General features: G+C 66.4%; 26 protein-coding genes. 14 read left to right on the top strand and 12 right to left on the bottom strand.

Annotation, left to right across the window (positions count from 1 at the left end):
- Nucleotide 1: 1 nt before the first annotated feature.
- Nucleotides 2-598 carry a LysE family translocator gene (locus tag NYR58_RS15120; RefSeq protein ID WP_261521905.1) on the bottom strand — a complete coding sequence of 199 codons (597 nt, stop codon included), beginning with the start codon at nucleotides 596-598 and terminating at the stop codon, nucleotides 2-4.
- A gap of 181 nt (nucleotides 599-779) precedes the next feature.
- Here NYR58_RS15120 and NYR58_RS15115 point away from each other — a divergent pair, with 181 nt between their 5' ends.
- The 9 genes from NYR58_RS15115 (at nucleotide 780) to NYR58_RS15075 (ending at nucleotide 9,193) form a co-directional block, all read left to right on the top strand.
- Nucleotides 780-1,406: a DUF2460 domain-containing protein gene (locus tag NYR58_RS15115; protein ID WP_261521904.1), complete on the top strand. Its 627-nt coding sequence runs from the start codon at nucleotides 780-782 to the stop codon at nucleotides 1,404-1,406.
- The gene (locus NYR58_RS15110; protein WP_261521903.1) at nucleotides 1,403-1,750 is read left to right on the top strand and encodes a hypothetical protein; all 348 of its coding nucleotides are present in this window, start codon (nucleotides 1,403-1,405) and stop codon (nucleotides 1,748-1,750) included. Before NYR58_RS15115 ends, NYR58_RS15110 begins: the two co-directional genes overlap by 4 nt.
- Nucleotides 1,743-1,874, top strand: coding sequence for a hypothetical protein (locus NYR58_RS15105; protein WP_261521902.1), 132 nt, complete (start codon nucleotides 1,743-1,745; stop codon nucleotides 1,872-1,874). Before NYR58_RS15110 ends, NYR58_RS15105 begins: the two co-directional genes overlap by 8 nt.
- A gap of 4 nt (nucleotides 1,875-1,878) precedes the next feature.
- Entirely contained in the window at nucleotides 1,879-2,523 is a 645-nt protein-coding gene (locus tag NYR58_RS15100; protein WP_261521900.1) for a lysozyme, read from the top strand.
- The gene (locus tag NYR58_RS15095) at nucleotides 2,520-2,729 is read left to right on the top strand and encodes a hypothetical protein (RefSeq protein WP_261521899.1); all 210 of its coding nucleotides are present in this window, start codon (nucleotides 2,520-2,522) and stop codon (nucleotides 2,727-2,729) included. Before NYR58_RS15100 ends, NYR58_RS15095 begins: the two co-directional genes overlap by 4 nt.
- Complete coding sequence (locus NYR58_RS15090; protein ID WP_261521896.1) at nucleotides 2,726-3,610, top strand: DUF2163 domain-containing protein; 885 nt, start codon at nucleotides 2,726-2,728, stop codon at nucleotides 3,608-3,610. Before NYR58_RS15095 ends, NYR58_RS15090 begins: the two co-directional genes overlap by 4 nt.
- Nucleotides 3,611-3,675: 65 nt before the next feature.
- A complete protein-coding gene (locus NYR58_RS15085) occupies nucleotides 3,676-4,101 on the top strand; it encodes an NlpC/P60 family protein (RefSeq protein ID WP_261521894.1) in 426 nt (141 codons plus the stop codon).
- Nucleotides 4,102-4,110: 9 nt separating this feature from the next.
- On the top strand, nucleotides 4,111-8,109 hold the full coding sequence (locus NYR58_RS15080; protein WP_261521892.1) for a baseplate multidomain protein megatron: 3,999 nt from the start codon (nucleotides 4,111-4,113) through the stop codon (nucleotides 8,107-8,109).
- Nucleotides 8,110-8,116: 7 nt separating this feature from the next.
- Nucleotides 8,117-9,193: a DUF2793 domain-containing protein gene (locus NYR58_RS15075; protein ID WP_261521891.1), complete on the top strand. Its 1,077-nt coding sequence runs from the start codon at nucleotides 8,117-8,119 to the stop codon at nucleotides 9,191-9,193.
- A gap of 61 nt (nucleotides 9,194-9,254) precedes the next feature.
- On the opposite strand, the gene NYR58_RS15070 is transcribed toward NYR58_RS15075, so the two are convergent.
- Genes NYR58_RS15070 through NYR58_RS15060 form a run of 3 tightly spaced genes read right to left on the bottom strand, consistent with a single transcriptional unit; the run spans nucleotide 9,255 to nucleotide 12,212 of the window.
- Nucleotides 9,255-9,728: a DUF411 domain-containing protein gene (locus NYR58_RS15070; RefSeq protein WP_261521887.1), complete on the bottom strand. Its 474-nt coding sequence runs from the start codon at nucleotides 9,726-9,728 to the stop codon at nucleotides 9,255-9,257.
- Nucleotides 9,716-9,979: a hypothetical protein gene (locus NYR58_RS15065; protein ID WP_261521885.1), complete on the bottom strand. Its 264-nt coding sequence runs from the start codon at nucleotides 9,977-9,979 to the stop codon at nucleotides 9,716-9,718. The genes NYR58_RS15070 and NYR58_RS15065 overlap by 13 nt, the downstream gene beginning before the upstream one ends.
- Nucleotide 9,980: 1 nt before the next feature.
- Nucleotides 9,981-12,212, bottom strand: a complete 2,232-nt coding sequence (locus tag NYR58_RS15060) for a heavy metal translocating P-type ATPase (protein ID WP_261521880.1) — start codon at nucleotides 12,210-12,212, stop codon at nucleotides 9,981-9,983.
- Nucleotides 12,213-12,302: 90 nt separating this feature from the next.
- Here NYR58_RS15060 and NYR58_RS15055 point away from each other — a divergent pair, with 90 nt between their 5' ends.
- Genes NYR58_RS15055 through NYR58_RS15045 form a run of 3 tightly spaced genes read left to right on the top strand, consistent with a single transcriptional unit; the run spans nucleotide 12,303 to nucleotide 14,410 of the window.
- Complete coding sequence (locus tag NYR58_RS15055) at nucleotides 12,303-12,746, top strand: MerR family transcriptional regulator (protein ID WP_261521875.1); 444 nt, start codon at nucleotides 12,303-12,305, stop codon at nucleotides 12,744-12,746.
- 5 nt (nucleotides 12,747-12,751) lie between these two features.
- Entirely contained in the window at nucleotides 12,752-13,078 is a 327-nt protein-coding gene (locus tag NYR58_RS15050; protein ID WP_378074692.1) for a YnfA family protein, read from the top strand.
- A gap of 12 nt (nucleotides 13,079-13,090) precedes the next feature.
- A complete protein-coding gene (locus NYR58_RS15045) occupies nucleotides 13,091-14,410 on the top strand; it encodes an MFS transporter (RefSeq protein ID WP_261521868.1) in 1,320 nt (439 codons plus the stop codon).
- A gap of 34 nt (nucleotides 14,411-14,444) precedes the next feature.
- Here NYR58_RS15045 and NYR58_RS15040 read toward each other — a convergent pair whose 3' ends face one another.
- From NYR58_RS15040 to NYR58_RS15005, 8 genes are all read right to left on the bottom strand, one after another.
- Nucleotides 14,445-15,065, bottom strand: coding sequence for a class I SAM-dependent methyltransferase (locus NYR58_RS15040; RefSeq protein WP_261521866.1), 621 nt, complete (start codon nucleotides 15,063-15,065; stop codon nucleotides 14,445-14,447).
- A gap of 10 nt (nucleotides 15,066-15,075) precedes the next feature.
- The gene (locus NYR58_RS15035) at nucleotides 15,076-17,409 is read right to left on the bottom strand and encodes a heavy metal translocating P-type ATPase (protein WP_261521864.1); all 2,334 of its coding nucleotides are present in this window, start codon (nucleotides 17,407-17,409) and stop codon (nucleotides 15,076-15,078) included.
- A gap of 67 nt (nucleotides 17,410-17,476) precedes the next feature.
- Nucleotides 17,477-18,787 (bottom strand): APC family permease, encoded by a 1,311-nt coding sequence (locus tag NYR58_RS15030; RefSeq protein ID WP_261521863.1) that lies wholly within the window; start codon nucleotides 18,785-18,787, stop codon nucleotides 17,477-17,479.
- Complete coding sequence (locus NYR58_RS15025; RefSeq protein ID WP_261521862.1) at nucleotides 18,784-19,458, bottom strand: TVP38/TMEM64 family protein; 675 nt, start codon at nucleotides 19,456-19,458, stop codon at nucleotides 18,784-18,786. The genes NYR58_RS15030 and NYR58_RS15025 overlap by 4 nt, the downstream gene beginning before the upstream one ends.
- A 1-nt stretch (nucleotide 19,459) precedes the next feature.
- Nucleotides 19,460-19,846 carry a DUF302 domain-containing protein gene (locus NYR58_RS15020; RefSeq protein WP_261521858.1) on the bottom strand — a complete coding sequence of 129 codons (387 nt, stop codon included), beginning with the start codon at nucleotides 19,844-19,846 and terminating at the stop codon, nucleotides 19,460-19,462.
- Nucleotides 19,847-19,862: 16 nt separating this feature from the next.
- On the bottom strand, nucleotides 19,863-19,988 hold the full coding sequence (locus tag NYR58_RS15015) for a hypothetical protein (RefSeq protein WP_261521856.1): 126 nt from the start codon (nucleotides 19,986-19,988) through the stop codon (nucleotides 19,863-19,865).
- A gap of 131 nt (nucleotides 19,989-20,119) precedes the next feature.
- The gene (locus tag NYR58_RS15010; protein ID WP_261521851.1) at nucleotides 20,120-21,604 is read right to left on the bottom strand and encodes a multicopper oxidase family protein; all 1,485 of its coding nucleotides are present in this window, start codon (nucleotides 21,602-21,604) and stop codon (nucleotides 20,120-20,122) included.
- 73 nt (nucleotides 21,605-21,677) lie between these two features.
- Complete coding sequence (locus tag NYR58_RS15005) at nucleotides 21,678-22,007, bottom strand: hypothetical protein (protein WP_261521847.1); 330 nt, start codon at nucleotides 22,005-22,007, stop codon at nucleotides 21,678-21,680.
- 300 nt (nucleotides 22,008-22,307) lie between these two features.
- Here NYR58_RS15005 and NYR58_RS15000 point away from each other — a divergent pair, with 300 nt between their 5' ends.
- Both NYR58_RS15000 and NYR58_RS14995 read left to right on the top strand, forming a co-directional pair.
- Nucleotides 22,308-23,009: a VIT1/CCC1 transporter family protein gene (locus tag NYR58_RS15000; protein WP_261521842.1), complete on the top strand. Its 702-nt coding sequence runs from the start codon at nucleotides 22,308-22,310 to the stop codon at nucleotides 23,007-23,009.
- Between the two features lie 287 nt (nucleotides 23,010-23,296).
- On the top strand, nucleotides 23,297-24,340 hold the full coding sequence (locus NYR58_RS14995) for a porin (RefSeq protein WP_261521841.1): 1,044 nt from the start codon (nucleotides 23,297-23,299) through the stop codon (nucleotides 24,338-24,340).
- Nucleotides 24,341-24,493 lie beyond the last annotated feature (153 nt).

The following is a 24,493-nucleotide window of genomic DNA, read 5'->3' as shown; positions in this document are numbered from 1 at the left end:
ATCATTGGAAAAGGATCCACAGCGCCACGGCCGCAAGCATCACCCCGGAGGCAATATTCAATGGGCGCGCGCTCCTTTCGCTCCTGAACCGTCGCATCAGCACATCGCCTGCGATCGTCCAGACGGTGAAAGCAACGAAGTTGTTCAATGTGAAAACGCTCGTGATCCAGAGAACGAGCCCGGCGTCGGAATTGGCGTCGACCGGTAGGAACTGAGTGAACATCAATGCGATGATCAGATACGCTTTCGGATTGAGAAGCAGAAGAACTGCGCCGTCCATGACCGTTGCGCGCCGAGCAACCTTGTCGTCGTCCGTGGCGCCCGCGCGCAGGAATTTCAGCGCAAGCCAGAAAATATAGGCCGACCCGAGATAACGCATGAGGTCGAAGACTTCGGTGCTCATGCGGGCGACACCGGCAAAGCCGAAGCCGATCGCGGCCGTTACGACGAAGGTCGCCAGATGATACCCGATCGTTGCCGGGACCGAGGCCCGCAACCCGAACCGCCCGCCGATGGCCGCGAAGAACATGTTGCCTGGCCCGGGACTGTAGGCGAGCGGGAAAAGAAACAGAATAAGCGCAAGAGTAAGCTCGAGCATGCGGGGGCCCTCCATTGAATTTGTGGAGGTTTTCCCTCCGAAATCCCCGTGACGCGACCCGTTTCATGCGCAAGTCGGACTTCTCTCCGTCACCGGATCCTTTCGGCGAGAGATGAGCCGCTGCAGTTGGCGGGAACGAATGGCGCGGGCCCTGTTATTCCCTTCCACACGAGAAAAACTGATGGCCTTCCATGAGGTCCGGTTTCCGGACGACATCAGCCGCGGCGCGCGCGGCGGACCCGAACGGCGCACCCAGATCGTCGAGCTCGCCTCGGGCGACGAGGAGCGGAATGCCAGTTGGGCCAATTCGCGCCGTCGCTACGATGTCGCCTATGGCATTCGCCGGGCCGACGATCTCGCCACCGTGGTCGCCTTCTTCGAGGCGCGCAACGGCCGGCTCTACGGTTTCCGCTTCAAGGACTGGGCCGACTACAAGTCCTGCCTGCCGTCGGGCACCCCTGCGCCCACCGACCAGCTGATCGGCACCGGCGACGGGGAGGCGACGGCATTCCAGTTGGTGAAGACCTACGCCTCCGGCGCGCAATCCTGGACCCGGACCATCGCGAAACCGGTCGCTGGCACGGTGCGCGTCGCGCTCGACGGCGCGGAGCAGCTCGGCGGCTGGTCGGTCGATGCGACCACCGGCGTCGTGACCTTTGACATGGCCCCAGCAATGGGCGCCGCCGTCACCGCCGGATTCGAGTTCGACGTGCCGGTGCGTTTCGACACCGACGCGCTGGACGTGACCCTCGACCTCGAGCGGCTCGGCTCGATCACCTCCATCCCGCTCCTGGAGATCCGGCGATGAGCGATTCCGGCAGTTTCCTCGACGCCGTGCTGCGCGAACTTGCCGCGTCCACGGCCGTGATCCTCGCGGTCTGGGGCGGGCTTGGCGGCGCGACCAACGCGCTGACCACGAAGATGCGCCTGCGCGACGCGCTGCGCCACATCCTGCTCGGCGGGCTGATCGCAGCGGGGATGGGCAGCCTGTCGATGGCTCTCATCACCTCCTGGCTCGGCCTGCCGCCCGAAGCCATCCCGGCGGGCGGGGCAGCGGGATCGGCGGCCTACCTGGTGGGTGTCTTTGGCCCGGCTGTGATCGAGCTGGTTCTGGCCCGGCTGCGCAATGCGCGGGAGGGCCGCGATGACTGAGTTCATCCGTGTTCTGCGCAGCCTGCGGCGTGCCGCCGACGACCCGCGCGCCGCCTTCGCGCATCAGTTGCGCATCGGCCTCGCCGTGGCGGTGCTGATCCTGCTCCTTTCGCTTCTGGGGTGACGCCATGCAGATGACTGACCGGGGCCTCGTGGCCCTTGCCCGGTTTGAGGCCATCGTGCCGGGGCCCTATCTCGATGCCACGGGCACATGGACCTTCGGGATCGGCCACACGGCCGCCGCCGGGCCGCCCGATCCGGAGGCCATGCCGCGCGGCATGCCCGACGATCTGAACGCGTGGATCCGCGAGGCCTTCCGGATATTCCGCGCCGACCTTGCGCGCTACGAGGCGGATGTCCGGCGCGCCGTGACCGTTCCGCTCGCGCCGCACGAGTTCGATGCGCTGGTCTCGTTTCACTACAACACCGGCGGCATCGCCCGCGCGGCGCTGACCCGGCACCTCAATGCCGGTAATCGCGTTGCAGCCGCCAACGCGTTTCTGAACTGGCGGCGACCGGCCGCGATCATCCCGCGCCGGGAAGCCGAGCGCGACCTGTTCCGGGATGGCCGTTATCCAAGCGGTCCTATCCCGGTCTGGTCCGTGGACCGCGCTGGCCGGGTGGATGTCTCGCGGCCGATCCGGCGGCTCACCGAGGACGAGGCCATGGCGCTGTTGCGCCCCGCAAGCGCGCCGGTGCCGGCACCGCCCGTTGTCGCGCCGACGTGGTGGCGCAAGCTGCTGGCATACTTCAAGGGAAGGGCAACATCATGAGTTGGAATCTTGCACGCGGGCTGGTCTACTTGGCCTGCCTGGCGGCCTCGGGCCTGGCGATGGCCGGGCTGGCGGAGTTCGACCTCGCCACGGGGACGTTCGATCTGAAGCCGTTCAACCTCTACGCCCTGGTCGGTGCAGGCGGAGGCGTCGTCTCCTCCGCGCTGGCCTCTCTGGCATTGCTGCGCGGCTGGGGGAGAAGGTGAAAGCCCTCTCGCCCGAACTGCAGGCCCATCTCGACGAGGGCACGACCACGCTCGCTTGGGCGTGGCGGATCACGCGCGCCGACGGGATGACCTTCGGCTTCACCGATCACGACCGGACGCTCAGTTTCGACGGCACGGAGTTCGAGCCGGAAAGCGGGCTGACGGCCTCCGAGGTGCGGTCGGGCTCGGACCTGTCCGTCGATGCGCAGGACGCCGAGGGCGTGCTGACCTCGGAGCGGATTACCGAGACCGACATCCTTGATGGCCGCTGGGACAATGCGGAGGTGGAGGTCTGGCGGGTGAACTGGGCCGACACGAGCCAGCGCGTGCTGATGCGGCGCGGGGCCATTGGCGAGATCCGGCGCGGGCGGCTGGCCTTCGTGGCCGAGATGCGCTCGCTCGCTCATGTGCTGGGCCAGACGGTGGGGCGGACCTTCCAGGCGAGTTGCGATGCTGCACTTGGCGATGCGCGCTGCGGGGTCGATCTCGAGGACCCGGCTTTCAAGGGCGTGGGTGCTGTCGTTGGTCTTTTGCGCGACCGGGCCTTCACCGCCTCGGGGCTTGGCGGCTTCGAGGCCGGCTGGTTCAGCTACGGCACCATCGAGTGGACGAGTGGCGCGAATGCGGGGCGTCGGGCCGAGGTGCTGGGCCATGATGTCACCGACGGTGTCGCGGTGCTGACGCTGCTCGAGCCGCCGGTGCGTGCGATCAGCGAGGGCGACGCATTCATCCTCCGCGCGGGCTGCGACAAGCGGATCGAGACCTGCGGCGCGAAGTTCGCCAACACCGCCAACTTCCGCGGCTTCCCGCATATCCCCGGCCAGGACACCATCCTGCGCTATGCGACGAAGGACGGTGGCCACGACGGGAGCGTGCTATGACTAGCGTCGTTTCCCGTGGAAATGACGGGCGGCAATGCATCGCATCGCGATGCACGAGAGCCAGCGTGGAGCCTGAGCGTGTCATCGCCGCTGCGCGCTCCTGGCTCGGGACGCCCTATCACGACCAGGCCAGCCTCAAGGGCGTCGGCTGCGACTGCCTCGGGCTGGCCCGTGGCGTCTGGCGCGAGGTGGTCGGCCCCGAGCCGTTGCCAATCCCGCCCTACAGCCGGGATTGGGGCGAGATGGGCCCGCGCGAAGTTCTGGCCGAAGGCGCGCGTGCCGTGATGATCGAGGTGCCGCCCGCTGAGGCCGGTCCCGGCGCGCTGGTGCTGTTTCGCATGGATAGCCGCGCCATCGCCAAGCATGTCGGCATCCTGACCGGTCCCGACAGCTTCATCCATGCCTGTGAGCGGCTCGGGGTGATCGAGGAACCGCTGACGTTCCCCTGGCAGCGGCGCATCGCCTTCGCCTTCCTGTTTCCAGAATCCTGAGAACCACGCATGGCCACACTTGTGCTCGGTGCCGCCGGCGCCGCCATTGGCGGCTCGATCGGTGGCACCTTCCTTGGCGTCAGCGCCGTCACCATCGGCAAGTTCATCGGGGCCGGCATCGGCTCGGTCGTGGACAACTGGATCGCTTCCTCGCTGGCGCCGGCTCAGCGCATCGAGGGCGCGCGGCTCGACAGCCTGCGGATCACCTCCGCCACCGAAGGCGCCGTGATCCCGCGCGTCTTTGGCCGCATGCGCACGGGCGGCAACATCATCTGGGCCACGGATTTCCGCGAGGAGACCAGGACCACCACCCAGGGCGGCGGGAAGGGCAGCGGCCCGAAGGTCAAGACCACAGAGTATCTCTACTATGCCAGCTTCGCCGTGGCGCTCTGCGAGGGTCCGATCACCGGCATCGGCCGCATCTGGGCGGATGGCAATCCGATGGACCTCTCCGGCGTCACCTGGCGCTGGTATCCGGGCGACGAGGCGCAGACCCCGGACCCGTTCATCGCCGCGAAGATGGGGACGGAGAATACGCCCGCCTATCGCGGCACGGCCTATGTGGTCTTCGAGGACCTGCCGCTTGGCAGTTACGGCAACCGCCTGCCGCAGCTCTCTTTCGAGGTGTTCCGGCCGCTTGCCGATCCCGACACGGCCGAGGGGCTGGTGAAGGCCGTCACCATGATCCCGGCCTCGGGCGAGTTCACCTATGCCACGGAGGGCATCCGCAAGGGCAGCAGCGGGGCGCAGGAGCCGGAGAACCTGAACGCGCTTTCGGACACCGCCGACATGGTGGTGGCGCTCGACCGGTTGCAGGCCAGCGCGCCGCACTTGGAGAGCGTCAGCCTCGTGGTCGCCTGGTTCGGCGACGACCTGCGCGCGGGCTCCTGCAAGGTGCGGCCCGGCGTCGAGGTGGCGGAGAAGTCCACGAGCCCGCAGACGTGGTCTGTGAACGGCGTGAGCCGGTCCGCCGCCTATCTCGTCGGCCGTGATCCCGAGAACCGGCCGGTCTATGGCGGCACGCCGGCCGACTTCGCCGTGGTGCAGGCGATCAAGGAGATGAAGGCGCGCGGGCTGCGCGTGACGTTCTATCCGTTCATCCTGATGGACGTGCCGGAGGACAACAGCCTGCCGAACCCGTATTCGGACAACGCCGCCGAGATCGGCCAGCCGGCGTTTCCCTGGCGTGGCCGGATCACCTGCTCGCCGGCGGCGGGCTATGCGGGTTCCGTGGACAAGACCGCGGCGGCCGAGGCCCAGGTGGCCGCCTTTTTCGGCAATGCCAGCCCCTCGGACTTCGCGGTCTCGGGCGAGAATGTCTCCTGGATCGGCGATCCGGGCGACTGGGGCCTGCGGCGCATGGTGCTGCATTACGCCCATCTCTGCGTGGCGGCGGGCGGGGTCGATGCCTTTCTGATCGGCTCCGAGATGCGCGGGCTGACCACGATCCGCTCTGGCGCATCCAGCTATCCTGCGGTGCAGGCCTTCCGCGATCTCGCCGCCGTCGTCCGCGCCATCCTCGGGCCCTCCACGAAGATCAGCTACGCGGCGGACTGGAGCGAGTATTTCGGGCACCAGCCGGGGGATGATGAGGCGGGGAGCGCCACCGGTTCGAGCGACCCGCCGAATGGCGACGTGTTCTTCCACCTCGACCCGCTCTGGTCGGATGCCAACATCGATTTCGTCGGCATCGACAACTACATGCCGCTCTCCGACTGGCGCGACGGCTTCGAGCATGCGGATGCGCAGGCTGCTTGGCCCGCGATTTATGACCGCGCCTACCTGCAGGCGAACATCGCTGGCGGCGAAGGCCACGACTGGTTCTATGCCTCCGACGCTGACCGCGCCGCGCAGGTCCGCACGCCCATCACCGACGGCGCGGCGGGCAAGCCGTGGGTCTTTCGCACCAAGGATCTGCGCAGCTGGTGGTCGAACCCGCATTACGACCGCCCGGGCGGGGTGGAGGCCGGCACGCCCACGGCATGGGTGCCGGAGTCCAAGCCCATCCGTTTCACCGAGCTTGGCTGTCCCGCCATCGACCGCGGCACCAACCAGCCCAACGTCTTCTTCGACCCGAAGTCCTCCGAGAGCTTCACGCCATACTTCTCCCGCGGCTGGCGCGACGACGCGATCCAGCGCGCCTATCTGGAGGCGACCTGCCTGTATTGGGGCGAGGCGGCGAACAACCCGGTCTCCTCTGTCTACGGCGGCCCGATGGTCGACCTTGCCGACTGCGCCGCCTGGACCTGGGACGCGCGGCCATACCCGTTCTTCCCGGCGCTGACCGACGTCTGGACGGACGGCAAGAACTGGCGGCTGGGGCACTGGCTCACCGGCCGCCTCGGGGCGGTCTCGCTGGCGGCGCTGGTTCGCCATCTCTGCCTGCGCGCCGGTTTGCCCGAGGATCGCATCGACGTCTCGGGCCTATGGGGCGGGGTCGAGGGCTATGTCATCGACGCGCTGGAGTCCCCGCGCGCCTCGATCACCACGCTGGCGCGCCACTTCGGCTTCGATGCCGTCGAGACCGAGGGCGTGATCCGCTTTGTCATGCGGGGCAGGGCGGCGGTGGCGCGTCTCTCTCCAGATGATCTCGTCGCCGCGCAGGAAGGGGACGTCCTCGAGTTCACCCGCGGCCAGGAGACCGAACTGCCGCAGGCGCTGAAGTGGCAGGTCGCCCGCGCCGACGAGGATTACGAGGCCGCGCAGGTCGAGGCGCGGCGCATCACCGTCGACACGACGCGCATTTCCTCCGAGACCTTCCCCATGGCCGTGCCGCCCGAGGAGGCCGAGCGCCGCTGTCGCCGCGCGCTGATGGAAGCCTGGACGGGCCGCGAGAGCGCGGTGTTTCGCCTGCCACCGTCGCGGCTGGCGCTCGATCCTGCCGATGTCGTGGCGCTGGAACACGACGGCCGGTCCATTCCGCTGCGCCTCGTCTCCATCGCAGATGCGGATGCGCGCGGCATCGAGGCGGTGCGCCAGGACCGCGCGACCTACGATCTGCCGCCCGGCGATCCCCGCGCGGCGTCGCTGACGCGGGCCGTGGTGTTCGGCGCGCCGGATGCGCTGCTGATGGACCTGCCGCAGCTGACCGAGGACCAGCCTGCGCATCGGCCGTTTGTCGCGGCGCATGCCGCGCCGTGGCCCGGCGAGATGGCGGTGTTCCGCAGCCCTTCGACGGATGGCTTCGAGCTGCTGACCACCTTCGGCAGCCGCGCCCGGATCGGGGCGCTGGTCTCGGACCTCTACGCGGGCCCCACGTCGCGCTTCGATCTCGGCAATGCGCTGGTGGTCGATCTGCTGACCGGCACGCTGGAAAGCGTCACGGACCTGACGCTGTTCGGCGGGGCGAACGCGCTCGCCATCGAGAGCGCGCCGGGCGTCTGGGAGATCGTGCAGGCGGGTGCGGCGGAGCTTCTCGCGCCCGGCCGGTATCGCCTGACCCGACTCCTCCGCGGCCAGCGCGGCACGGAAGGCGCGATGGGCAATCCGGCGCCTGCGGGCGCGCGGGTGGTGGTGCTCGACGACAGCCTCGCGTCCCTGCCGATCGCCGAGGCCGATCTCGGCATCCCGTGGAACTGGCGCATCGGTCCGGCCAGCCGTTCGGTCAGCGACGAGACTTACGTCGCGCAGTCCTTCGCGTCCGAGGGCGTTGGGCTGCGGCCGTTCTCGGTCGCCCATGTCGAGCAGCCGTGGCGCAGGCCGCGCACGCCCGGCGATCTGACGATCCGCTGGACGCGCCGGTCCCGAGCTCTCGCGGCCGACAGCTGGGGCGGACTCGAGGTGCCTCTCGGCGAGGAACTGGAGGCCTACGAGATCGAGATCCTCGACGGCGCCACCGTGAAGCGGGTGCTGAGCACCGCCACCACCAACGCGGTCTACACCGCCGCCCAGCAGAGCGCCGACTGGGGCGCGCCGCTCGGCCCCGGCGACAGCGTCACCGTCCGCATCTTCCAGCTCTCCGCCCTCGTCGGGCGGGGTGCGCCGAAAACCGTCACGCTGACCTTCTGAGGATCTCATGTCCGACGCCACGACCCATCTTCTGCTGCCCTACATCCTGGCGGCGCAGGCCCAGAAGCACGTCACCCACAACGAGGCGCTGCGGATCCTCGACGGGCTCGTCCAGCTCTCGGTGCTCGACCGGGACCTGACCGCGCCGCCTGGTTCGCCCGCCGATGGCGACCGCTACATCGTCGGCTCGGGCGCGACGGGCGACTGGGCGGGCTGGGACCTGAACGTGGCGCTCTGGACGGACGGCGCCTGGCTGCGTCTGCCGCCCCGGACCGGCTGGCGGGCTTGGGTCGAGGACGAGGGTCTGCTGCTTGTCTACGATGGCGCAAGCTGGGTTGGCACGACCCCGGACGCTCTGCAGAACATGGCGCTCCTGGGCATCGGCACGACAGCGGATGCGTCGAACCCGTTCTCGGCCAAGCTGAACGCGGCGCTCTGGACCGCGAAGACGGTTGCCGAGGGCGGCACCGGCGATCTGTTCTACACCATGAACAAGGAGGCCGCGGGCGACGATCTTGGCCTCACGCTGCAGACCGGCTTCGTTACCAAGGCGCTGGTCGGGCTCTTCGGGTCGGACCGCTTCCGCCTCTCGGTCTCCGCCGACGGCAGCACCTTCTTCGATGGCCTCAGCGTGGACAACGCCACCGGCGTCGTCGACCAGCCCCGCCTGCCGAGGTTCAAGGCCTGGACCAACTACGACAACTACGTGGGCGTCGGGGCCTGGACGAAGATCGGCCTCAACAACACCGACTACAACGATCAGGGCGCGTTCGACGCCGCGAACAACCATTTTGTGGCCCCGGTGGACGGCACCTACCTCTTCGGCGCGACGCTGCTCTACAAGATCAACGCCAGCGCCACGGCCCGCATGCGCGGGCGGCTGGTGCTGAACGGCACGACGGAAATCCGCGGCTCCCTCGGCGAAATCTCCGCCACCCACGTCTCGCTCGCCACCGCGATCTGGCTGCAGACCATGGTGCCGCTCACTGTGGGCGATACCGTCGAGCTGCAGGGGTATTTCCGGGTCGCGGACGGCTACTTCGCCGCCGACCACACGTCCTTCTGGGGCTGCAAAATCGGCTGAGCGGCGGGAGGAGCCATGCGCTTATTCGTCCCTCACCAGATGTGACGTTCCGGCTCAGGCGTCAGGCAGCCGAATACCTGGCATAGACTTCGGTCGAACCGTCGCGTCGGATCAGGAACACTTCATAGGCTTCGCGCTCGCTTTCCAGCCCCATGCCCGGAGAGCCGTAAGGCATCCCAGGCACGGCAAGTCCGACGGCGTCAGGGCGTTCTTCGAGAAGACGACGAATGTCGGCAACAGGCACATGACCCTCGATCATGTAGCCCTCGATCCTGCCAGTATGGCAGGAGATCATCTCTTGCGGGATCCCGTTTTCGAGCTTGTATCGGGCAAGCAGCGTTCCCATGCTCGCCTCGACCGTCACATCGAACCCTTCGGACTGCAGTACCTCGACCCAAGCCTCGCAACATCCGCAATTTGGGTCCTTGAGGACGTGAATCGCCGGTCTGCTTTGCGCCGCCACGGGCAGCGCGGTTGCGACCGAAGCCGCACAAGCGCCAAGCATCAAGCGGCGTCGGGAGACTATAAAATGCATCGAGTTTCCTCCATTCTTCCAGCGTGGCCCGCGAAGTAAGTCGTCGGACCGCGGGACATCGGTTGCAACAATCCCTGTTCATCTATCACTTTCATCCATCCGATCCCACGCGGCACTTGCGCCCGATAGATCAGGCAAAGTGGGCCGATGGTGGCGGCCAGCACATGCTCCTTCGGGCGCATCCATGCCTTTTCCGAGGCCCGGAACAGGCAGAGGACCGCGAGCGCGCTCCACCCGAGCGGCGAGATCATCTCAGGCCTCCTTCTCGGGATTGTAGGCCAGCAGACGCAGGGCATTCAGCGTGACGAGAACCGTGGCTCCGGTATCGGCGAGGATCGCGAGCCAGAGCCCGGTCACGCCCAACACGGTCGTGACAAGGAACACCCCCTTGAGGCCGAGCGCGATCGCCACGTTCTGGCGGATGTTCGCCATGGCCGCGCGGGAGAGCCGGATCGTGCCTGCCACATCTGTCACCCGGTTGCGCAGCAGCGCCGCGTCGGCGGTCTCGAGCGCCACATCGGTGCCCGAGCCCATGGCGACGCCGACATGGGCCGTGGCCAGCGCGGGGGCGTCGTTGATCCCGTCGCCCACCATCATCACGCGGGCGCCCGCCGTCATCTCGCGGATGGCGGCGACCTTGTCTTCCGGCATCAACTCGGCGCGGTGATCCATGCCGAGGGCCTGCGAAATCGCAGCGGCGGTGCGCGCGTTGTCGCCGGTCAGCATCACCGCGCCAATGCCGAGCGCCTTCAGCTGGCGGACCGCGTCGCCTGCGTCCGGGCGCGGCTCGTCCCGCAGCGCAAGAAGCCCGACCAGTCGATCCGGCCGGAAGACCGCCACGACGGTCTTGCCCTCGTCCTCAAGCGTCGCTGCGGTCTGGCGCGCGGCATCGTCGAACACACCCGCTGCCTCGGCAAAGCGCGGTGAGCCGACCCATGCAAGGCCGTCGCCGACCATCGCTTCGGCGCCCTTGCCGGGTAGTGCGCGGGCGCCGGATGCGGGTAGGGTCGCGACACCGTCGGCCTCGGCGCGGGAGAGGATCGCCTCGGCTAGGGGATGGCTGGAGCCCGCCTCGATCCCTGCGGCGAGTGACAAAACCTCGGCCTGCGATCCGCTGATCGGCACGATGTCGGTGATCCTGGGGCGCCCAAGGGTCAGCGTGCCGGTCTTGTCGAAGGCTACCTGCGTGGTTCGGGCCGCGGCTTCGATCACCGCGCCGCCCTTCATCAAAAGCCCGCGCCGTGCTCCCGCGGACAATGCCGAGGCGATGGAGGCCGGAACCGAGATGACCAGTGCGCAGGGACAGCCGATCAGTAAAAGCGCCAGCGCGCGGTACACCCACGTGTCCCAGGCTTGGGCGAATGTCAGCGGCGGCACGATTGCCACCAGGAGGGCGAGGCCCACCACTGCGGGCATGTAGATGCGACTGAACCGGTCGATGAACCGCTCTGTCGGGGCGCGGGCGGATTCCGCTTCCTCGACCAGACGGATGATGCGGGCAATCGTATTGTCCTCTGCCGCCTTCGTCACGCGCACGCGCAAGGCAGCTTCGGTGTTGATGGAGCCTGCAAACACCGGCTGGCCGGGTTCCTTCAGGTTAGGCACGCTTTCGCCCGTGACCGGGCTTTCGTCGACGCCCGAGACGCCCTCGATGACCTCGCCATCGGCAGGCACCCGGTCGCCCGGCCGCACCAGAACCGTCTGACCGATCTTCAGGTTTTCAGCGGGCACCTCGCGCGTCTTGCCAGAGACCTCCAGAAGGGCCGTCTTGGGAACCAGCCGGGCCAGACCTCTGATCCCGTCGCGGGCCTTGTCCGCCGCGACCCCTTCCAGCACTTCGCCCACCGCGAACAGGAAGACCACCAGCGCCGCTTCCTCGGCGGCGCCGATGACCAGCGCGCCGGTGGCCGCGATGGTCATCAGCATCTCGATGGTGAAGGGCATGCCCGCGCGTGCCGCGTTGATGGCGCGAAGGGCAATCGGTGCGACACCGATCAGCGTCGCCAGGATGAAGGCCCAGTTCGCGATCCCGCCCGAGGCCAGAAGCTTGACAGCCCAGGCGGCGACCAGCAGGGCGCCGGTGCCGATCACCAGACGGCCCTTGCCGGTCTGATACCAAGACAGGTCGCGTGCAGCCCGCCCTTCTGCAGGAGCCGGGGTGTCTTGCGCAGTGTGGGGTGCAGGCGCGGCGTCGCCGGTGGCGCCTGCAGAAAAGGCGCCATCGGGCAGAACGAAGCCCTTCCGCGGGGCGGCACCACCTTTCGGCGCGATGCCGAACCCCAGCTTCTTCACCGCGGTCTCGACGTGATCGCGGGATGTCTGATCCTCGTCCAGCGTAAGGCGAAGCCGCTCGGTCATCAGCGCCACGTCGACATCGGCGACCCCCGGCAGGCGCTCGAGCGCGCCCCTGATCTTGCCGGCGCAGGATCCGCAGTCCATGCCGGTGACCGTCCATTCACAGCTTGTCGCGTTGCGTGTCGTCATCGTGCTTTCCCGTCCCGCCAAACGTGGCGATTGTCTCCATCGAGTCGATAACCTAATGTCTCTAGCAACTATAGCTTCAAGAGGTATTCGATGCTGACCATCGGAAAACTGGGCGAAGCGGCGGGCGTCAAGGTTCCGACCATTCGCTATTACGAGCAGATCGGGCTTCTGCCGGAACCCGAGCGCAGCGCCGGGAACCAGCGGCTCTACGGAGCAAAGGCGCTCGACCGACTGGCTTTCATCCGCCACGCGCGCGATCTCGGATTTCCGCTCGAGGCGATCCGCGACCTGCTCAGCCTCTCCGACAGGCCCGACCAGTCCTGCGCCGCTGCGGACATCATCGCGACCGAGCAGCTCGCAGCAGTGAAGGCCCGGATTGCTCGGCTGACAGCTCTGAAGGCCGAACTGGAACGAATGATCACGCAATGCGCCCAAGGCACGATCGCGAATTGCAGGGTGATCGAGGTGCTGAGCGACCATGCGCTTTGCGCCGACGACCATCGTGCCCAGACCGGTTCGGGGGCGGCCACATGACCGCGATCCCGACATTGGCGGTCTACGCCGCAGCGGCGCTTGCCGAGATCGCCGGTTGCTTCGCCGTCTGGGCATGGATGCGGCTCGGGGCCTCGGCGCTGTGGCTACTGCCTGGCCTCGTCTCTCTTGCGGCCTTTGCATGGGCGTTGACGCTCGCCCCGTCTGACTTCGCTGGTCGCGCCTTTGCGGCTTATGGCGGGGTCTATATCGCGGCCTCTCTGGTCTGGCTCTGGGCGGTCGAGGGCCAGCGGCCCGATACCTGGGACCTGACCGGTACGGTCCTTTGTCTACTCGGCGCCGGGATCATCCTGCTTGCGCCGCGTGCCGCCTGAAAGGTTCACCTCATGCTGCGATTGCTCGCCAACCGCGCCTATCGCCACCTGTTCGCGGCGCAGGTCATCGCGCTCCTCGGCACCGGACTTGCGACGGTGGCCCTCGGCCTGCTGGCGTATGATCTGGCTGGGGCGGACGCGGGGGTGGTTCTGGGCACCGCTCTGGCGATCAAGATGGTAGCCTATGTCGGGCTGGCTCCGATCGCAGCAGCCTTTGCCGATCGGCTGCCGCGCCGCAGAATGCTGGTCTCTCTGGATCTGATCCGCGCAGGGGTCGCGCTCGCCTTGCCCTTCGTGACCGAGGTCTGGCAGGTCTATGTGCTGATCTTTCTGTTGCAGGCGGCGTCGGCCGGGTTCACGCCGACGTTCCAGGCCACCATCCCCGACATTCTGCCCGACGAGAAAGACTATACCCGGGCGTTGTCGCTGTCGCGGCTGGCCTATGACCTGGAGAACCTGATCTCGCCAATGCTGGCGGCGGCCTTGCTTACGTTGGTGAGTTTCCCCGCGCTGTTCGGGGGCACGGTCGTTGGCTTCGTTGCCTCGGCGGCGCTGGTCGCCTCGGTAATGCTTCCCAGCCCGAGGCCGGGAGTCCCGCGCGGGATCTGGGACCGCACCACGCGAGGTATCCGTCTCTACCTGGCGACGCCGCGGCTGCGGGGGCTGCTGGCGCTGAATCTTGCCGTTGCTGCGGCCGGTGCCATGGTGATCGTGAATACGGTGGTGATCGTGCAGACCGGTCTGGGCCTTGGGCAGTCGCAGGTCGCCCTGGCGCTGGCGGCCTTCGGGGGCGGGTCGATGCTGGCGGCGCTGACCCTGCCGCGCCTGCTCGACCGCGTGCCCGACCGTCCAGTGATGCTGGCGGGGGCTGCGGTGCTGGCGGCGGGGCTGATCGCCGGGCCATTTCTCATACCGGCCGGGCTTTCAGCGTTGATGGCGCTGTGGGTCCTTCTGGGCCTCGGCTATTCGGTCGTGCAGACACCCTCAGGGCGCCTCTTGCGGCGCTCAGCCTTGTCCGAAGATCGCCCGGCGGTGTTTGCCGCGCAGTTCGCATTGTCGCATGGATGCTGGCTGATCACCTACCCATTGGCGGGCTGGCTCGGCGCGCGCATGGGCATGGGGCCGACATTCGCCGTGTTGGCACTGATCGCTGCCGCTTCGGTCGCGCTGGCCTTGGCCGTCTGGCCTGCGGCGGAAGAAGAACCGGTCCCGCATCGCCATGAAAATCTGCCGCCCGATCATCCGCATTTGCGCGAGGGGAAGCACGCTCGGGGGCACGCCCATCCCGCCATTGTCGACGATCTGCATCCGCAATGGTCGAAGCTGGCCTGAAGATCCGGCTCTGGCAGGTCGGGCAAAGAGCTGGTCAGATGGATAAGATCTTTCTGAACAGGCCGAAATGGAACCGCTGCACGCTGCCCCAAGGCGTCACGTGATCGTGCATCAAGGACTGGATCAGCCGGTAGCCTGGGCCCAGCCGCTCCGCGAGAAGGGTCGCGTCGTAGCGGGCGACCGGTAGGCCGCTGCATTTTTCCGGGCCATCCGGCGCAAACGTGCCGATGATGGCATGGCCACCCGGGACAAGACTCTGGTCCATGACCCTCAGATAGGCGTCCTGGTCGGGCGCGTCGGTCAGGAAATGGAACGCAGCCCGGTCATGCCAGACATCGAAGTGCACTGACGGTTGCCAGTCGAGGACGTTGGCCATGACCCAATCGACGGGCACATCGTCAGACAGTCGGGCGCGGGCCTTTGCCAGCGCGGTGTCCGACAGGTCGAGCACGGTGATCCTGCGGAAGCCCTGTTCCAGCAGGCAATCCACCAGCCGCGACGCCCCCGCGCCAACATCGACGATGGCGGCATCGATGGTTGCCCCAGTCGCCGCGATCAGGTCGAGCGAGACCTGCGGACGATCCTCGTACCAGCTCGTCTCGGCCTCGTCCTTGCTCTGATAGACGTCTTCCCAGCGGTTCGGTTCTTCAGCCATGGTCGTTCCCTCACAGATCGACCCGACGCAGCCGCAGCGCGTTCGTGATGACCGACACTGATGACAGGCTCATGGCCGCTGCGGCGATCATCGGCGAGAGCAGAAGTCCGGTGACAGGGTAGAGCAACCCCGCGGCGATCGGCACGCCAAGCGTGTTGTAGGCGAAGGCGAAGAACAGGTTCTGCTTAATGTTGCGCAAGGTAGCGCGGGCCAGTTTGCGCGCCCGCACGATGCCCATGAGATCACCGCCTAGCAGGGTGATCCCTGCGCTTTCCATCGCCACGTCGGCACCGGTGCCCATGGCGATGCCGACGTCTGCCGCGGCCAGTGCGGGTGCGTCGTTCACGCCATCGCCCGCCATGGCGATCTTGTGACCGTCACGGCGCAACTGGTCGATCAGGTCCTTCTTGGCCTCGGGCAGCACTCCCGCGCGCACCTCGTCGATGCCGAGCTTGCCCGCCACAGCCTGCGCCGTGCGTTCGTTGTCGCCCGTCGCCATGATGACGCGCAGCCCTTGGGTATGCAGTTCCTTGATGGCCCGTGCAGTCGAGTCCTTGATCGGGTCAGCCACGGCCACGATGCCCGCCAGCGCCCCGTCGACCGCGATGAACATCGCCGTCTTGCCCTCAGCGCGCAGGGCGTCGGCCTGTGCCTCGGCCGCGCCCGTGTTCAAGCCCATTTCCTGCATCATCGCTGCATTGCCGAGCGCGACGGCGCGTCCGCCGATCTGTCCCCGCACACCCTTGCCGGTGACGGCCTCGAACTCGGTGGCCTCCTGCCGCGCGGCGCCTGCCGCTTCGGCCCCTTCCACGATCGCTTCGGCCAGAGGATGCTCCGAACCGCGTTCCAGCGCAGCGGCCAACGACAGCAGATCCGCCTCGGCCAAATCCCCCAGCGCCACCGTATCCGTCAGCTTCGGCTTGCCCATGGTCAGCGTGCCGGTCTTGTCCACGATCAGCGTATCGACCGCCGCCATGCGCTCCAGCGCCTCCGCGTCCTTGATCAGCACACCCGCCTGCGCGCCGCGTCCCGCCGCCGTGGTGATCGAGATCGGTGTCGCCAGCCCGAGCGCGCAGGGGCAGGCGATGATCAGCACCGACACGGCCGAGGCGATGGCGAAGACCAGCGCGGGTTCGGGCCCGAAGATCATCCAGACGATGAAGGCGAAGATGGCGATGGCAACAACCGTCGGCACGAACACCGCAGAGACCCGGTCCGCCAGCCCCTGGATCGGCGCGCGAGACCGCCGCGCGTTCGACACCATGGCGACGATCTGCGCCAGCACCGTGTCCGAGCCGACCTTGCCCGCCTCGATCACGAGGCTGCCGTTCTTGTTGATCGTGGCCCCGGTCACCCCATCGCCCGGACCTTTCTCCACCGGCATCGACTCGCCGGTCAACATGCTTTCATCCAGCGACGAGCGGCCCTCGATCACCGTGCCGTCGACCGGGACCGCGTCGCCCGGTCGTACCCGGAGCCGGTCGCCCTCCATGATGTTTTCCAGCGGGGCGTCATATTCCGACCCGTCCGGCAGGATGCGACGGGCGGTCTTGGGTGCGAGGTCCAACAGCGCGCGGATCGCATCTCCGGTGCGTTCGCGCGCCCGCAGCTCCAGGACTTGGCCGACGAAGACCAGCGCGACGATCACCACGGCCGCCTCGAAATAGGTGCCAACGCCGTGGCCCATCCGGTATTGTTCGGGGAAAACGCCCGGCAGAAAAGTGGCGACGATCGAATAGAGGTAGGCTGCTCCCACGCCGAGACTGATCAGCGTCCACATGTTGGGGCTGCGGTTTGCGATCGAGTCCCAACCGCGCCGAAAGAACGGCAAGGCCGCCCAAAGCACGATCGGCGTCGCCAGCACGAATTCCAGATAGCTTGCGACCTGATGCCCGATCCAGTCGCGCACCGGCAGCGCAACCAGCTCGCCCATCGTCAGGATGATGAGCGGCACCGCAGCCGCCGCCGAGATCCACATCCGGCGCGTGAAGTCGGTCAGCTCCTCGCTGGGCTCATCCGAAGGCACCATCGGCTCCAGCGCCATGCCGCAGATGGGGCAGGCCCCGGGCGCGTCGCGGACGATCTCGGGATGCATCGGGCAGGTGTACCGGACGTTGGCCGGTGCGGCCTTCTTCTGCCCGGCGGCGCGACCCGAGGCATAGAACCACGGATCCGCCTTGAACTTGGTCCGGCACTTCTCCGAGCAGAAATGGAAGGTTTCGTTCTGGAACTCGGCGTGCCGCCCGTCGGGCTTTACCGTGACCGTCATCCCGCACACCGGGTCCTTCGCCGTCTCTGTCCCCGCCGGAATGTCGGGTGCCGCGTGATGATGATCATGCTCCATGGTCTGCCAGCCTCTCGATCTCTTGTTTCAGCTTGCGGCCTCCAGCCGTTGGAAGCTCAAGCTCTTTTTAGGGATGGTCGTGAGCGTCTTCCGGGGCGGGATTGCGTGCGAGGAAGATCCCGACAAACAGGAACACCAGCGCCATGCCGGTCGCGCCCAGAACGACAATGAGGGGGTCGGACTGCCACTTCATCGCGGCGAAGGCGGCCAGCACCGCCGCGTCTAGCGCGATGGCCGTCAGCAGCACCCAGCCCTGCGCGCCGATCTCCTCGCGCAGATGCCGGAACACGCCCCAGTGGATGATGATGTCCATCACCAGATAGAAGAAGGCCCCGAGAGACGCGATCCGGCTGAGGTCGAAGAAGACCGTTAGAAAGCCCGCGATCACGACCGTGTAGACGAGTGTGTGGTCCTTGATCGTGCCCGGCATCCCGAAATGGCTGTGCGGGATCATTTTCATGTCGGTCAGCATCGCCAGCATCCGCGAGACTGCGAACACGCTGGCGATCAGACCTGACGCCGTGGCCACCAGCGCCAGCGCCACCGTCAGGTAGAAGCCGGTCTGACCGAGGGAGGGCTGGGCCGCTTCGGCCAACGCGTAGTCCTTCGCCGCCACGATACGGTCGAGCGGCAGGCTGGAGCCGACCGCGAAGGCCACCAGCAGATAGACGACGACGCAGATGGCAATCGACCAGATGATGGCCCGGCCCACATTGCGGTGCGGGTCGGTGACCTCTGCGCCGCTGTTGGTGATGGTCGTGAAGCCCTTGAAGGCCAGGATCGACAGCGCAACCGAGGCCACAAACCCGGTGGCGCCCATGTCTCCACCTGTCGCCTCGAACGAGATGCCGCTCGCCCAGAGGCCGGCTGCCCCGAACAGCGCGATGCCGCCCACCTTGAGAACGGCCATGACGATGGACAAAAGCCCGACCGACCGGTTGCCCGATACGTTCACGAGCCAGGCGAAGACGATCAGCCCGACGCCGAGGATTGGCACTAGCACGCTATCCGGATCGCCGCCGAACGCCCGCAGCGTGTAGGTGCCGAATGTGCGCGCGACGAGGCTTTCGTTGATCACCATCGACAGAGCCATCAGGAGTGCAGCACCCGCCGCGACCGTCGTCGGGCCGTACGCCTTCTTCAGGATCATCCCGATTCCGCCCGCTGACGGATACGCGTTCGACATCTTGATGTAGGTGTAGGCGCTGAACGCGGTCACGATGGCGCCGACGACGAACGAGAGCGGGAAGAGCGGTCCGGCAAGTTCGGCGATCTGTCCGGTCAGCGCGAAGATGCCCGCGCCGATCATCACGCCGGTTCCCATGGCCACTGCGCCCGGCAGGGTAATGCTGTTCTTCTCGTAATCGCTTTTCGTCATGGATTTTCCTTTTCAGGCTTTTGCCGCAGCGCCACCCAGAGCAGCGGCAGCCCCGTCACAAGCCCGAGTCCGAGCACCGCCCATGTCGCGCGCCCGAGGTCTCCGCTAACCGCCTCACCGCCGAAATGTGCCAGCAGGAAGCTTGCCGGGATGATCCCCGCCAATGTTGCGAAGGCGAAACGCCAGGCGTGCAATCGGCTCAGTCCGGCCGCGTAGCTGATCATGTCGAAGGACACGAAGGGCATCAGGCGGCTGGCAAAAACCGTCGCCGTCAACGCGGTCTGCGAGCCGAGAAGCCCGGCATCGACGCGATCACCGAACACCCGCCGCAAGACATCATGCCCCAGAACCCGTGCGAGACCGAAGGCGATCAGCGCCCCGAGCTCGGCGCCGATGACGACCTGCACGGTCCCCCAGAGATGTCCGTAGGCCGCTCCGGCCGCCAGTGCGATCGGCGCGCTCGGGATGGGGCTGGCCACGACCGCAAGGGTCATAAGCGTGACGATCAGGACCGGCCCCCAGAGACCGGCGCGCGCCACCAGCATTTCCAGACGCTCGACGTCCAGAAGGCTGCGCGCCTCGGCGAATACCGAAGGCGCGAACTGCCACACAGCGAGCAGTCCGATCCCGAGGATCGCAAGGCCCGTGAGGATGGCGGCGCGCAGGCTCATCTCAGATCGCCTCGACGGCTTTCGCCAGGAGGTCGCGCACCTCGCCCGCCACGGCCGTCAGCTCGGCGTTCTCGATCGCCTGCATCGACGCCACCGGGTCGATGGCGCTGACCTCCACGCCACCCTCAACTTCGCGAAGGATGACGTTGCAGGGCAGCATCGCACCCACCCGAGGCTCGATCCCGATCGCCTGCTGCGCCATCTTCGGGTTGCAGGCGCCGAGAATGCGATAGGCCGGCATCTCGACATTGAGCTTCTTCTTCATTGTCGCCTTGACGTCGATTTCGGTCAGTACGCCGAAGCCATGGTCCGCCAGCGATTTACGAGCGCGCGCGTCAATGTCGTCGATACTCGTGCCGGAGAAACTGCGATTGATCGTGTAAGTCATCTCCAAGTCCTTTTCCCTATTTCCGAAGATATTTCACCAGCGCTGCTATCGCCAAAACCACGAGGACAAGGATCAGGATCCAGGCGATCCATCCAAATCCCATTCCAAACCCCATGCCGTCGCCCATATCGTTCCAGTTCATCATCAGGCCTCCTTCAATTCTGCTGCATGATGCGCCTTTCGCCCGGCCTTGGCGATGACATGAGGCAGGACAGGACGGCACATCGCAGGTGCCGGTATGTCGGGGTGCCCAGGAGAGCACCCCGTGCCGGGTCAGACTGACGCCGTAACCGCGAACTCGGTCATCATTCCCGAAGCAAGGTGCGGCATGTGATGGCAGTGGAGCATCCAGCGCGCGGCCTCGCCCGCATCAAGGGCGACCGTGACCATCGACATCGGCGGGACATAGACCGTGTCTCGCAGCGCACCGGCGACGCGGAGGCCGTTCAGACCGACGACCTGGAACGCATGCCCGTGCAGATGCATAGGATGGCCCATCATCGACATGTTGTGGAACGTGAGCTTCACGCGTTCGCCAGAGCGCGCCACGACCGGCTGATGGCTGCCCCAGGTCGCACCATTGATGGTCCACACATAGGGCTGCATCGAGCCCGCAAGCATCAGCATCTGGCTGCGGTTCACCGGCCGGTCGGCCAGCGCATCCCGTGCGACCAGACTCTGTTCCTGCGCCAGATCGGTGTCGAATGCAGGCGCTTCGGATTCCGCCACAGTATCAAGGCGTCGAACCTCGGCGCCGCGCGTGGCCAGGATCAGCCCGGTACGCTCCCGCGCGCCTTCCCGCAGCGCGAGGATCGGCCAGGCCCCGCCCTCGCTGGGAAGATCGACCTCAAGATCGAGACGCTGGCCCATCGCCAGCCCGAAACGCGTGCCGGGCACGGGTTGCACCGCGTGGCCGTCCACCGCAATGAGTCTCGCCGAGGCCGCGCCGGTATCAATCCAGAACACCGTCGCCGCGGCGGCGTTGATGACCCGCAGCCGGATGCGCCCGCCGCGCTCGACCTGAACCACCTCAGGGTCCGAGAGTGTTCGGTCGTTGGCAAGATAGGCGTCAAAGTCGTAGTCGTTCAGGTCCATGCCCATGCCGGCCATGCCCATCATGCCGTTCATCGGCATGTCGCCCATTTCGCTCTGACCCATCCCTGGCATCGCACCCATGCCGTGTCCGGCACCGTGGCCACCTCCATGTCCGGTGGCGGCCTGTCCGCCCGTGATCTCGGCGAGAACGTCCTCCGGCGACTTGAACGAGAAGTCATGCAGGAGCAGCACGACCTCCTGCCGATCGGCGGTGAGATCGTCCTGTGTCCGCACGATCAGCGGCGCGGCAAGAAGCTGCATCTCCTGGATCGGCACATGGCTGTGCATCCAGTGCGTGCCAGGCCGGGGTTCGAAATCGTAGGACCTGGTCTCTCCCGGTGCGAGCAGTGGCATAGGCATGTCCGGCACGCCGTCCTGCACGTTGGGCGGTATCTGGCCGTGCCAGTGGATGATCGTATCAACGTCGAGCGTGTTGGTCAGGTCGACCCGGAACCTCTGGCCGGGGTCGAGGACAAGGCCCTGACCGCCGGGACCGGCAAGGCCGAAAACGGTGGCCGCGCGGCCATCGATATCGAATGTCCGGGTTGCGGCGGAAAGTGCGAGAGGCACCGCCCCCTGCGCAAGGGCAGCGCGCGGAAGGTGAACGGAGGCAAGCGCCGCCGCACCTGCGGCCAGAAAGCCGCGTCGTGAAAGGGTATGCATGGTCGTCTCCTCGGGACATCCTGTCCCGTTCTGAATGCCGATGGGGACGCCGCGGGCGTCCACCCGGGCGCAATCAGAGAAGACGGAGCTTGGGAGGGCGTTCGTTCAGTCCCGGCGCCATACCTTGGCCGTTGGTCCCGACCACGGTGGCATGTTTGTCCACGAGGTGCGCAGGGCCGATATCACCGAGTTCCACCGGCACCATGACCGAAAGGCCCGCGCAGACGAAGGCGCACATTCGAGCATCAGCCGATCCGCAGTGTTTGTTCCCTTCGCAGTGCGCACCATGCTCAGTACCGGTCATCGCCATCTCGGCCATGGGCTGATCGATGGCGACGCCCATGCGGACAGCGTGCGCGGTCGTCGCCGCCGACATGACGGCGAACGCAAGGACAGCAATCATGGTGATGACACGCGAGATCATAAGCTGGAAGATAGGTACTTGACACCGAAATGTCCATTGTCGGTCAAGAAGATCACCCCAGCGTCACTACGAGTGGTTTGGCGAAAAGAGTATTGCCCAGCTGATCACGGCAGCGAACGGCGCAGGATCGTGGCAACGCATCTCCAAGCAAGTCGCTTGGACGATGAAATAAATGAGGTGGCTGTCCTTATGGACGACCTCCGATCATTTTACATGGCAGCAAATGACTTCACATCGCCAAGACCTGTGGCAAGAATGACGGATGGTGGGGGTTCCTTGATGAGCAGGCTGTCGCACTCCGAAATCCATATGGTCCACAGGATCGGCTGGCTGCGCGCCGCCGTCCTTGGGGCGAACGACGGCCTCGTCTCCACCGCCAGTCTGGTGGTAGGCGTCGCCGCCGCAGGATCCCAGCGTCCGGAGATACTGGTGGCTGGCCTGGCGGGACTTGTTGCCGGCGCGATGTCGATGGCGGCTGGGGAGTACGTCTCCGTCAGTTCGCAAACCGACGCCGAGAAGGCCGACATCGCACGCGAGACGCGCGAGCTCAAAGACACACCTGAGGCTGAGCTCGACGAGTTGACCGGGATCTACGTCGCACGCGGGCTGGACCAAGGGCTCGCCCGACAGGTTGCGGTCCAGCTGACAGCGAAAGATGCTCTTGGCGCCCATGCGCGTGACGAGCTTGGCATCTCGGAAACCGTCACCGCCCACCCGATCCAGGCGGCACTGGTGTCAGCGGCGACATTCGCCGTCGGAGCGGTCATCCCGCTCATCATTGCGGCGCTGTCGCCTCCGGCTCAGATCACGCTCACCGTCGCGGTGACGACGCTGGTCGCGCTGTCGGTGTTGGGCGGCCTCGGCGCATCCGCCGGCGGTGCAGGCATTGTGACGGGAGCCGTTCGCGTGACCTTCTGGGGCGCGCTGGCCATGGCCGCGACCGCGGGAGTGGGTATGCTGTTCGGTGTAACTGCGGGATAGCCCGGCTAAGTGGATGTGCTTGGCGGCGTCTGCACAAGGGTCGCACCGTCCAAATAAAACATATTGAAATCAGTGCCTTAAGTGGAGAAGGTTGGATGTCAGGCCCATCCCCTCCGCCATTTTCCGCATGCCTGCCCCCCAATATGCAGAAACGCCGCGCATCCAGGCTGTGACTGAGCGGTCTCCCATGCGCTGAAACTTTCCATCTATCTTGGCGCTTTCCAGAAAAATATATAAAAATCAATTCATTGAGGCCCTCGGTCGAGATTCAGACTGGAGGTCAGAAAATGAACATCAAGAGCCTTCTCATCGGCTCGGCGGCGGCAACCGTCGCTGCGACGGGCGCCCAGGCGGCCGACCCCATCTTCGTTCCGGAACCGGAGCCGATGGAATATGTCCGCGTCTGCGACGTCTATGGCGCCGGCTTCTTCTACATCCCGGGCACCGAAACCTGCCTCAAGATCGGCGGCTATGTCCGCTACGAGATTCAGTGGAATGAGGACGACGACGGCTGGAGGAAGCTGGCTCGCGGTGACCTGACGATCGATGCCCGCTCGGAGACCGAGTACGGCACGCTCGGCGGCTTCATCGAGTTCCGTGCTGACTCCTATTCGGGCTTCGGCGGCTTTGATCCCGACGCCGACGACTCTGGCATTCTCGACAGCTTCGGCGCGTCGATTACGCGCGGTGTGTACCTGCAGCAGGCGATCATCTCGCTGGGCGGCCTGTCCATGGGTTACAGCGACACGCTGTATGACGCCGGCCTGTCGGGCGAATTCGACTCCGGTGGTGGTTCCTCCACCCACTTCATCCGCTACACCTTCGATGCCGCCAATGGCGTCTTCGTCACCGTGGCGCTCGAAGAGGAAGACTGGAATGTCGACTACACGCCGAATGTGGTCGGCAACATCGGCGTGTCCCAGGGCTGGGGCGGCGTGAACGGCTGGGTGGCCTATGACGCCACGGCCGAGGAGTGGGCCGCCAAGGCGATCGCCAAGATCAATGCCACCGAGCAGCTCACCATCGAAGGTCTCGTGACCTACGAGTCGGGAAGCAGCGCCTACTCGGTTACGCGCGGTGGTTATGAGTGGTCCGTCGGTGGCTATCTGAAGTATGTCGCCACACCGAAGCTCACCGTCGGCTTCGGCGGTCAGTACTTCGCTGACCGTCACGCCACGCTTCCGGGTGCCGATGACTGGGCGCTGGGTGGTGTGATCGACTACAAGCTGGTCGAGAACTTCAACACGAAGCTTGCTGTCAACTACAATGACGGCGACAGCTTCGCTGACGGCCAGTTCAGCGGCTTCCTCCGCTTCGACCGCAACTTCTAAGGCGGTCCATGCTTTGCCCGGTGGCTTCGGCCACCGGGCGTTGCATCTCCATTCGATCCCGAGTAGCTTTGCCGTTAGGGGCATAAAGGGGGGGATTGAATGGTGTTATGGTGCGAGAAAAAGGGGTGGTCTGTATTTTTCCCGCTGGGGCAG

The sequence above is a fragment of the Chelativorans intermedius genome, assembly GCF_025398255.1.
Taxonomy (GTDB): domain Bacteria; phylum Pseudomonadota; class Alphaproteobacteria; order Rhizobiales; family Rhizobiaceae; genus Chelativorans; species Chelativorans intermedius.
Note: the sequence above shows the minus strand (reverse complement) of the source record. Positions and strands in the feature narration are given on the sequence as shown.

Bases quoted from the DNA above. Each gene is read 5' to 3' on its own strand.
- NYR58_RS15045 (WP_261521868.1), top strand. From the start codon at position 13,091: ATGCTGCGATTGCTCGCCAACCGCGCCTATCGCCACCTGTTCGCGGCG.
- NYR58_RS15100 (WP_261521900.1), top strand. From the start codon at position 1,879: ATGCAGATGACTGACCGGGGCCTCGTGGCCCTTGCCCGGTTTGAGGCC.
- NYR58_RS15010 (WP_261521851.1), bottom strand. From the start codon at position 21,604: ATGCATACCCTTTCACGACGCGGCTTTCTGGCCGCAGGTGCGGCGGCG.
- NYR58_RS15095 (WP_261521899.1), top strand. From the start codon at position 2,520: ATGAGTTGGAATCTTGCACGCGGGCTGGTCTACTTGGCCTGCCTGGCG.
- NYR58_RS15040 (WP_261521866.1), bottom strand. From the start codon at position 15,065: ATGGCTGAAGAACCGAACCGCTGGGAAGACGTCTATCAGAGCAAGGAC.
- NYR58_RS15120 (WP_261521905.1), bottom strand. From the start codon at position 598: ATGCTCGAGCTTACTCTTGCGCTTATTCTGTTTCTTTTCCCGCTCGCC.
- NYR58_RS15015 (WP_261521856.1), bottom strand. From the start codon at position 19,988: ATGAACTGGAACGATATGGGCGACGGCATGGGGTTTGGAATGGGATTT.
- NYR58_RS15005 (WP_261521847.1), bottom strand. From the start codon at position 22,007: ATGATTGCTGTCCTTGCGTTCGCCGTCATGTCGGCGGCGACGACCGCG.
- NYR58_RS15025 (WP_261521862.1), bottom strand. From the start codon at position 19,458: ATGAGCCTGCGCGCCGCCATCCTCACGGGCCTTGCGATCCTCGGGATC.
- NYR58_RS15035 (WP_261521864.1), bottom strand. From the start codon at position 17,409: ATGGAGCATGATCATCATCACGCGGCACCCGACATTCCGGCGGGGACA.
- NYR58_RS15075 (WP_261521891.1), top strand. From the start codon at position 8,117: ATGTCCGACGCCACGACCCATCTTCTGCTGCCCTACATCCTGGCGGCG.
- NYR58_RS15080 (WP_261521892.1), top strand. From the start codon at position 4,111: ATGGCCACACTTGTGCTCGGTGCCGCCGGCGCCGCCATTGGCGGCTCG.
- NYR58_RS15115 (WP_261521904.1), top strand. From the start codon at position 780: ATGGCCTTCCATGAGGTCCGGTTTCCGGACGACATCAGCCGCGGCGCG.
- NYR58_RS15000 (WP_261521842.1), top strand. From the start codon at position 22,308: ATGAGCAGGCTGTCGCACTCCGAAATCCATATGGTCCACAGGATCGGC.
- NYR58_RS15030 (WP_261521863.1), bottom strand. From the start codon at position 18,787: ATGACGAAAAGCGATTACGAGAAGAACAGCATTACCCTGCCGGGCGCA.
- NYR58_RS15020 (WP_261521858.1), bottom strand. From the start codon at position 19,846: ATGACTTACACGATCAATCGCAGTTTCTCCGGCACGAGTATCGACGAC.
- NYR58_RS15060 (WP_261521880.1), bottom strand. From the start codon at position 12,212: ATGACGACACGCAACGCGACAAGCTGTGAATGGACGGTCACCGGCATG.
- NYR58_RS15065 (WP_261521885.1), bottom strand. From the start codon at position 9,979: ATGATCTCGCCGCTCGGGTGGAGCGCGCTCGCGGTCCTCTGCCTGTTC.
- NYR58_RS15070 (WP_261521887.1), bottom strand. From the start codon at position 9,728: ATGCATTTTATAGTCTCCCGACGCCGCTTGATGCTTGGCGCTTGTGCG.
- NYR58_RS14995 (WP_261521841.1), top strand. From the start codon at position 23,297: ATGAACATCAAGAGCCTTCTCATCGGCTCGGCGGCGGCAACCGTCGCT.
- NYR58_RS15110 (WP_261521903.1), top strand. From the start codon at position 1,403: ATGAGCGATTCCGGCAGTTTCCTCGACGCCGTGCTGCGCGAACTTGCC.
- NYR58_RS15105 (WP_261521902.1), top strand. From the start codon at position 1,743: ATGACTGAGTTCATCCGTGTTCTGCGCAGCCTGCGGCGTGCCGCCGAC.
- NYR58_RS15055 (WP_261521875.1), top strand. From the start codon at position 12,303: ATGCTGACCATCGGAAAACTGGGCGAAGCGGCGGGCGTCAAGGTTCCG.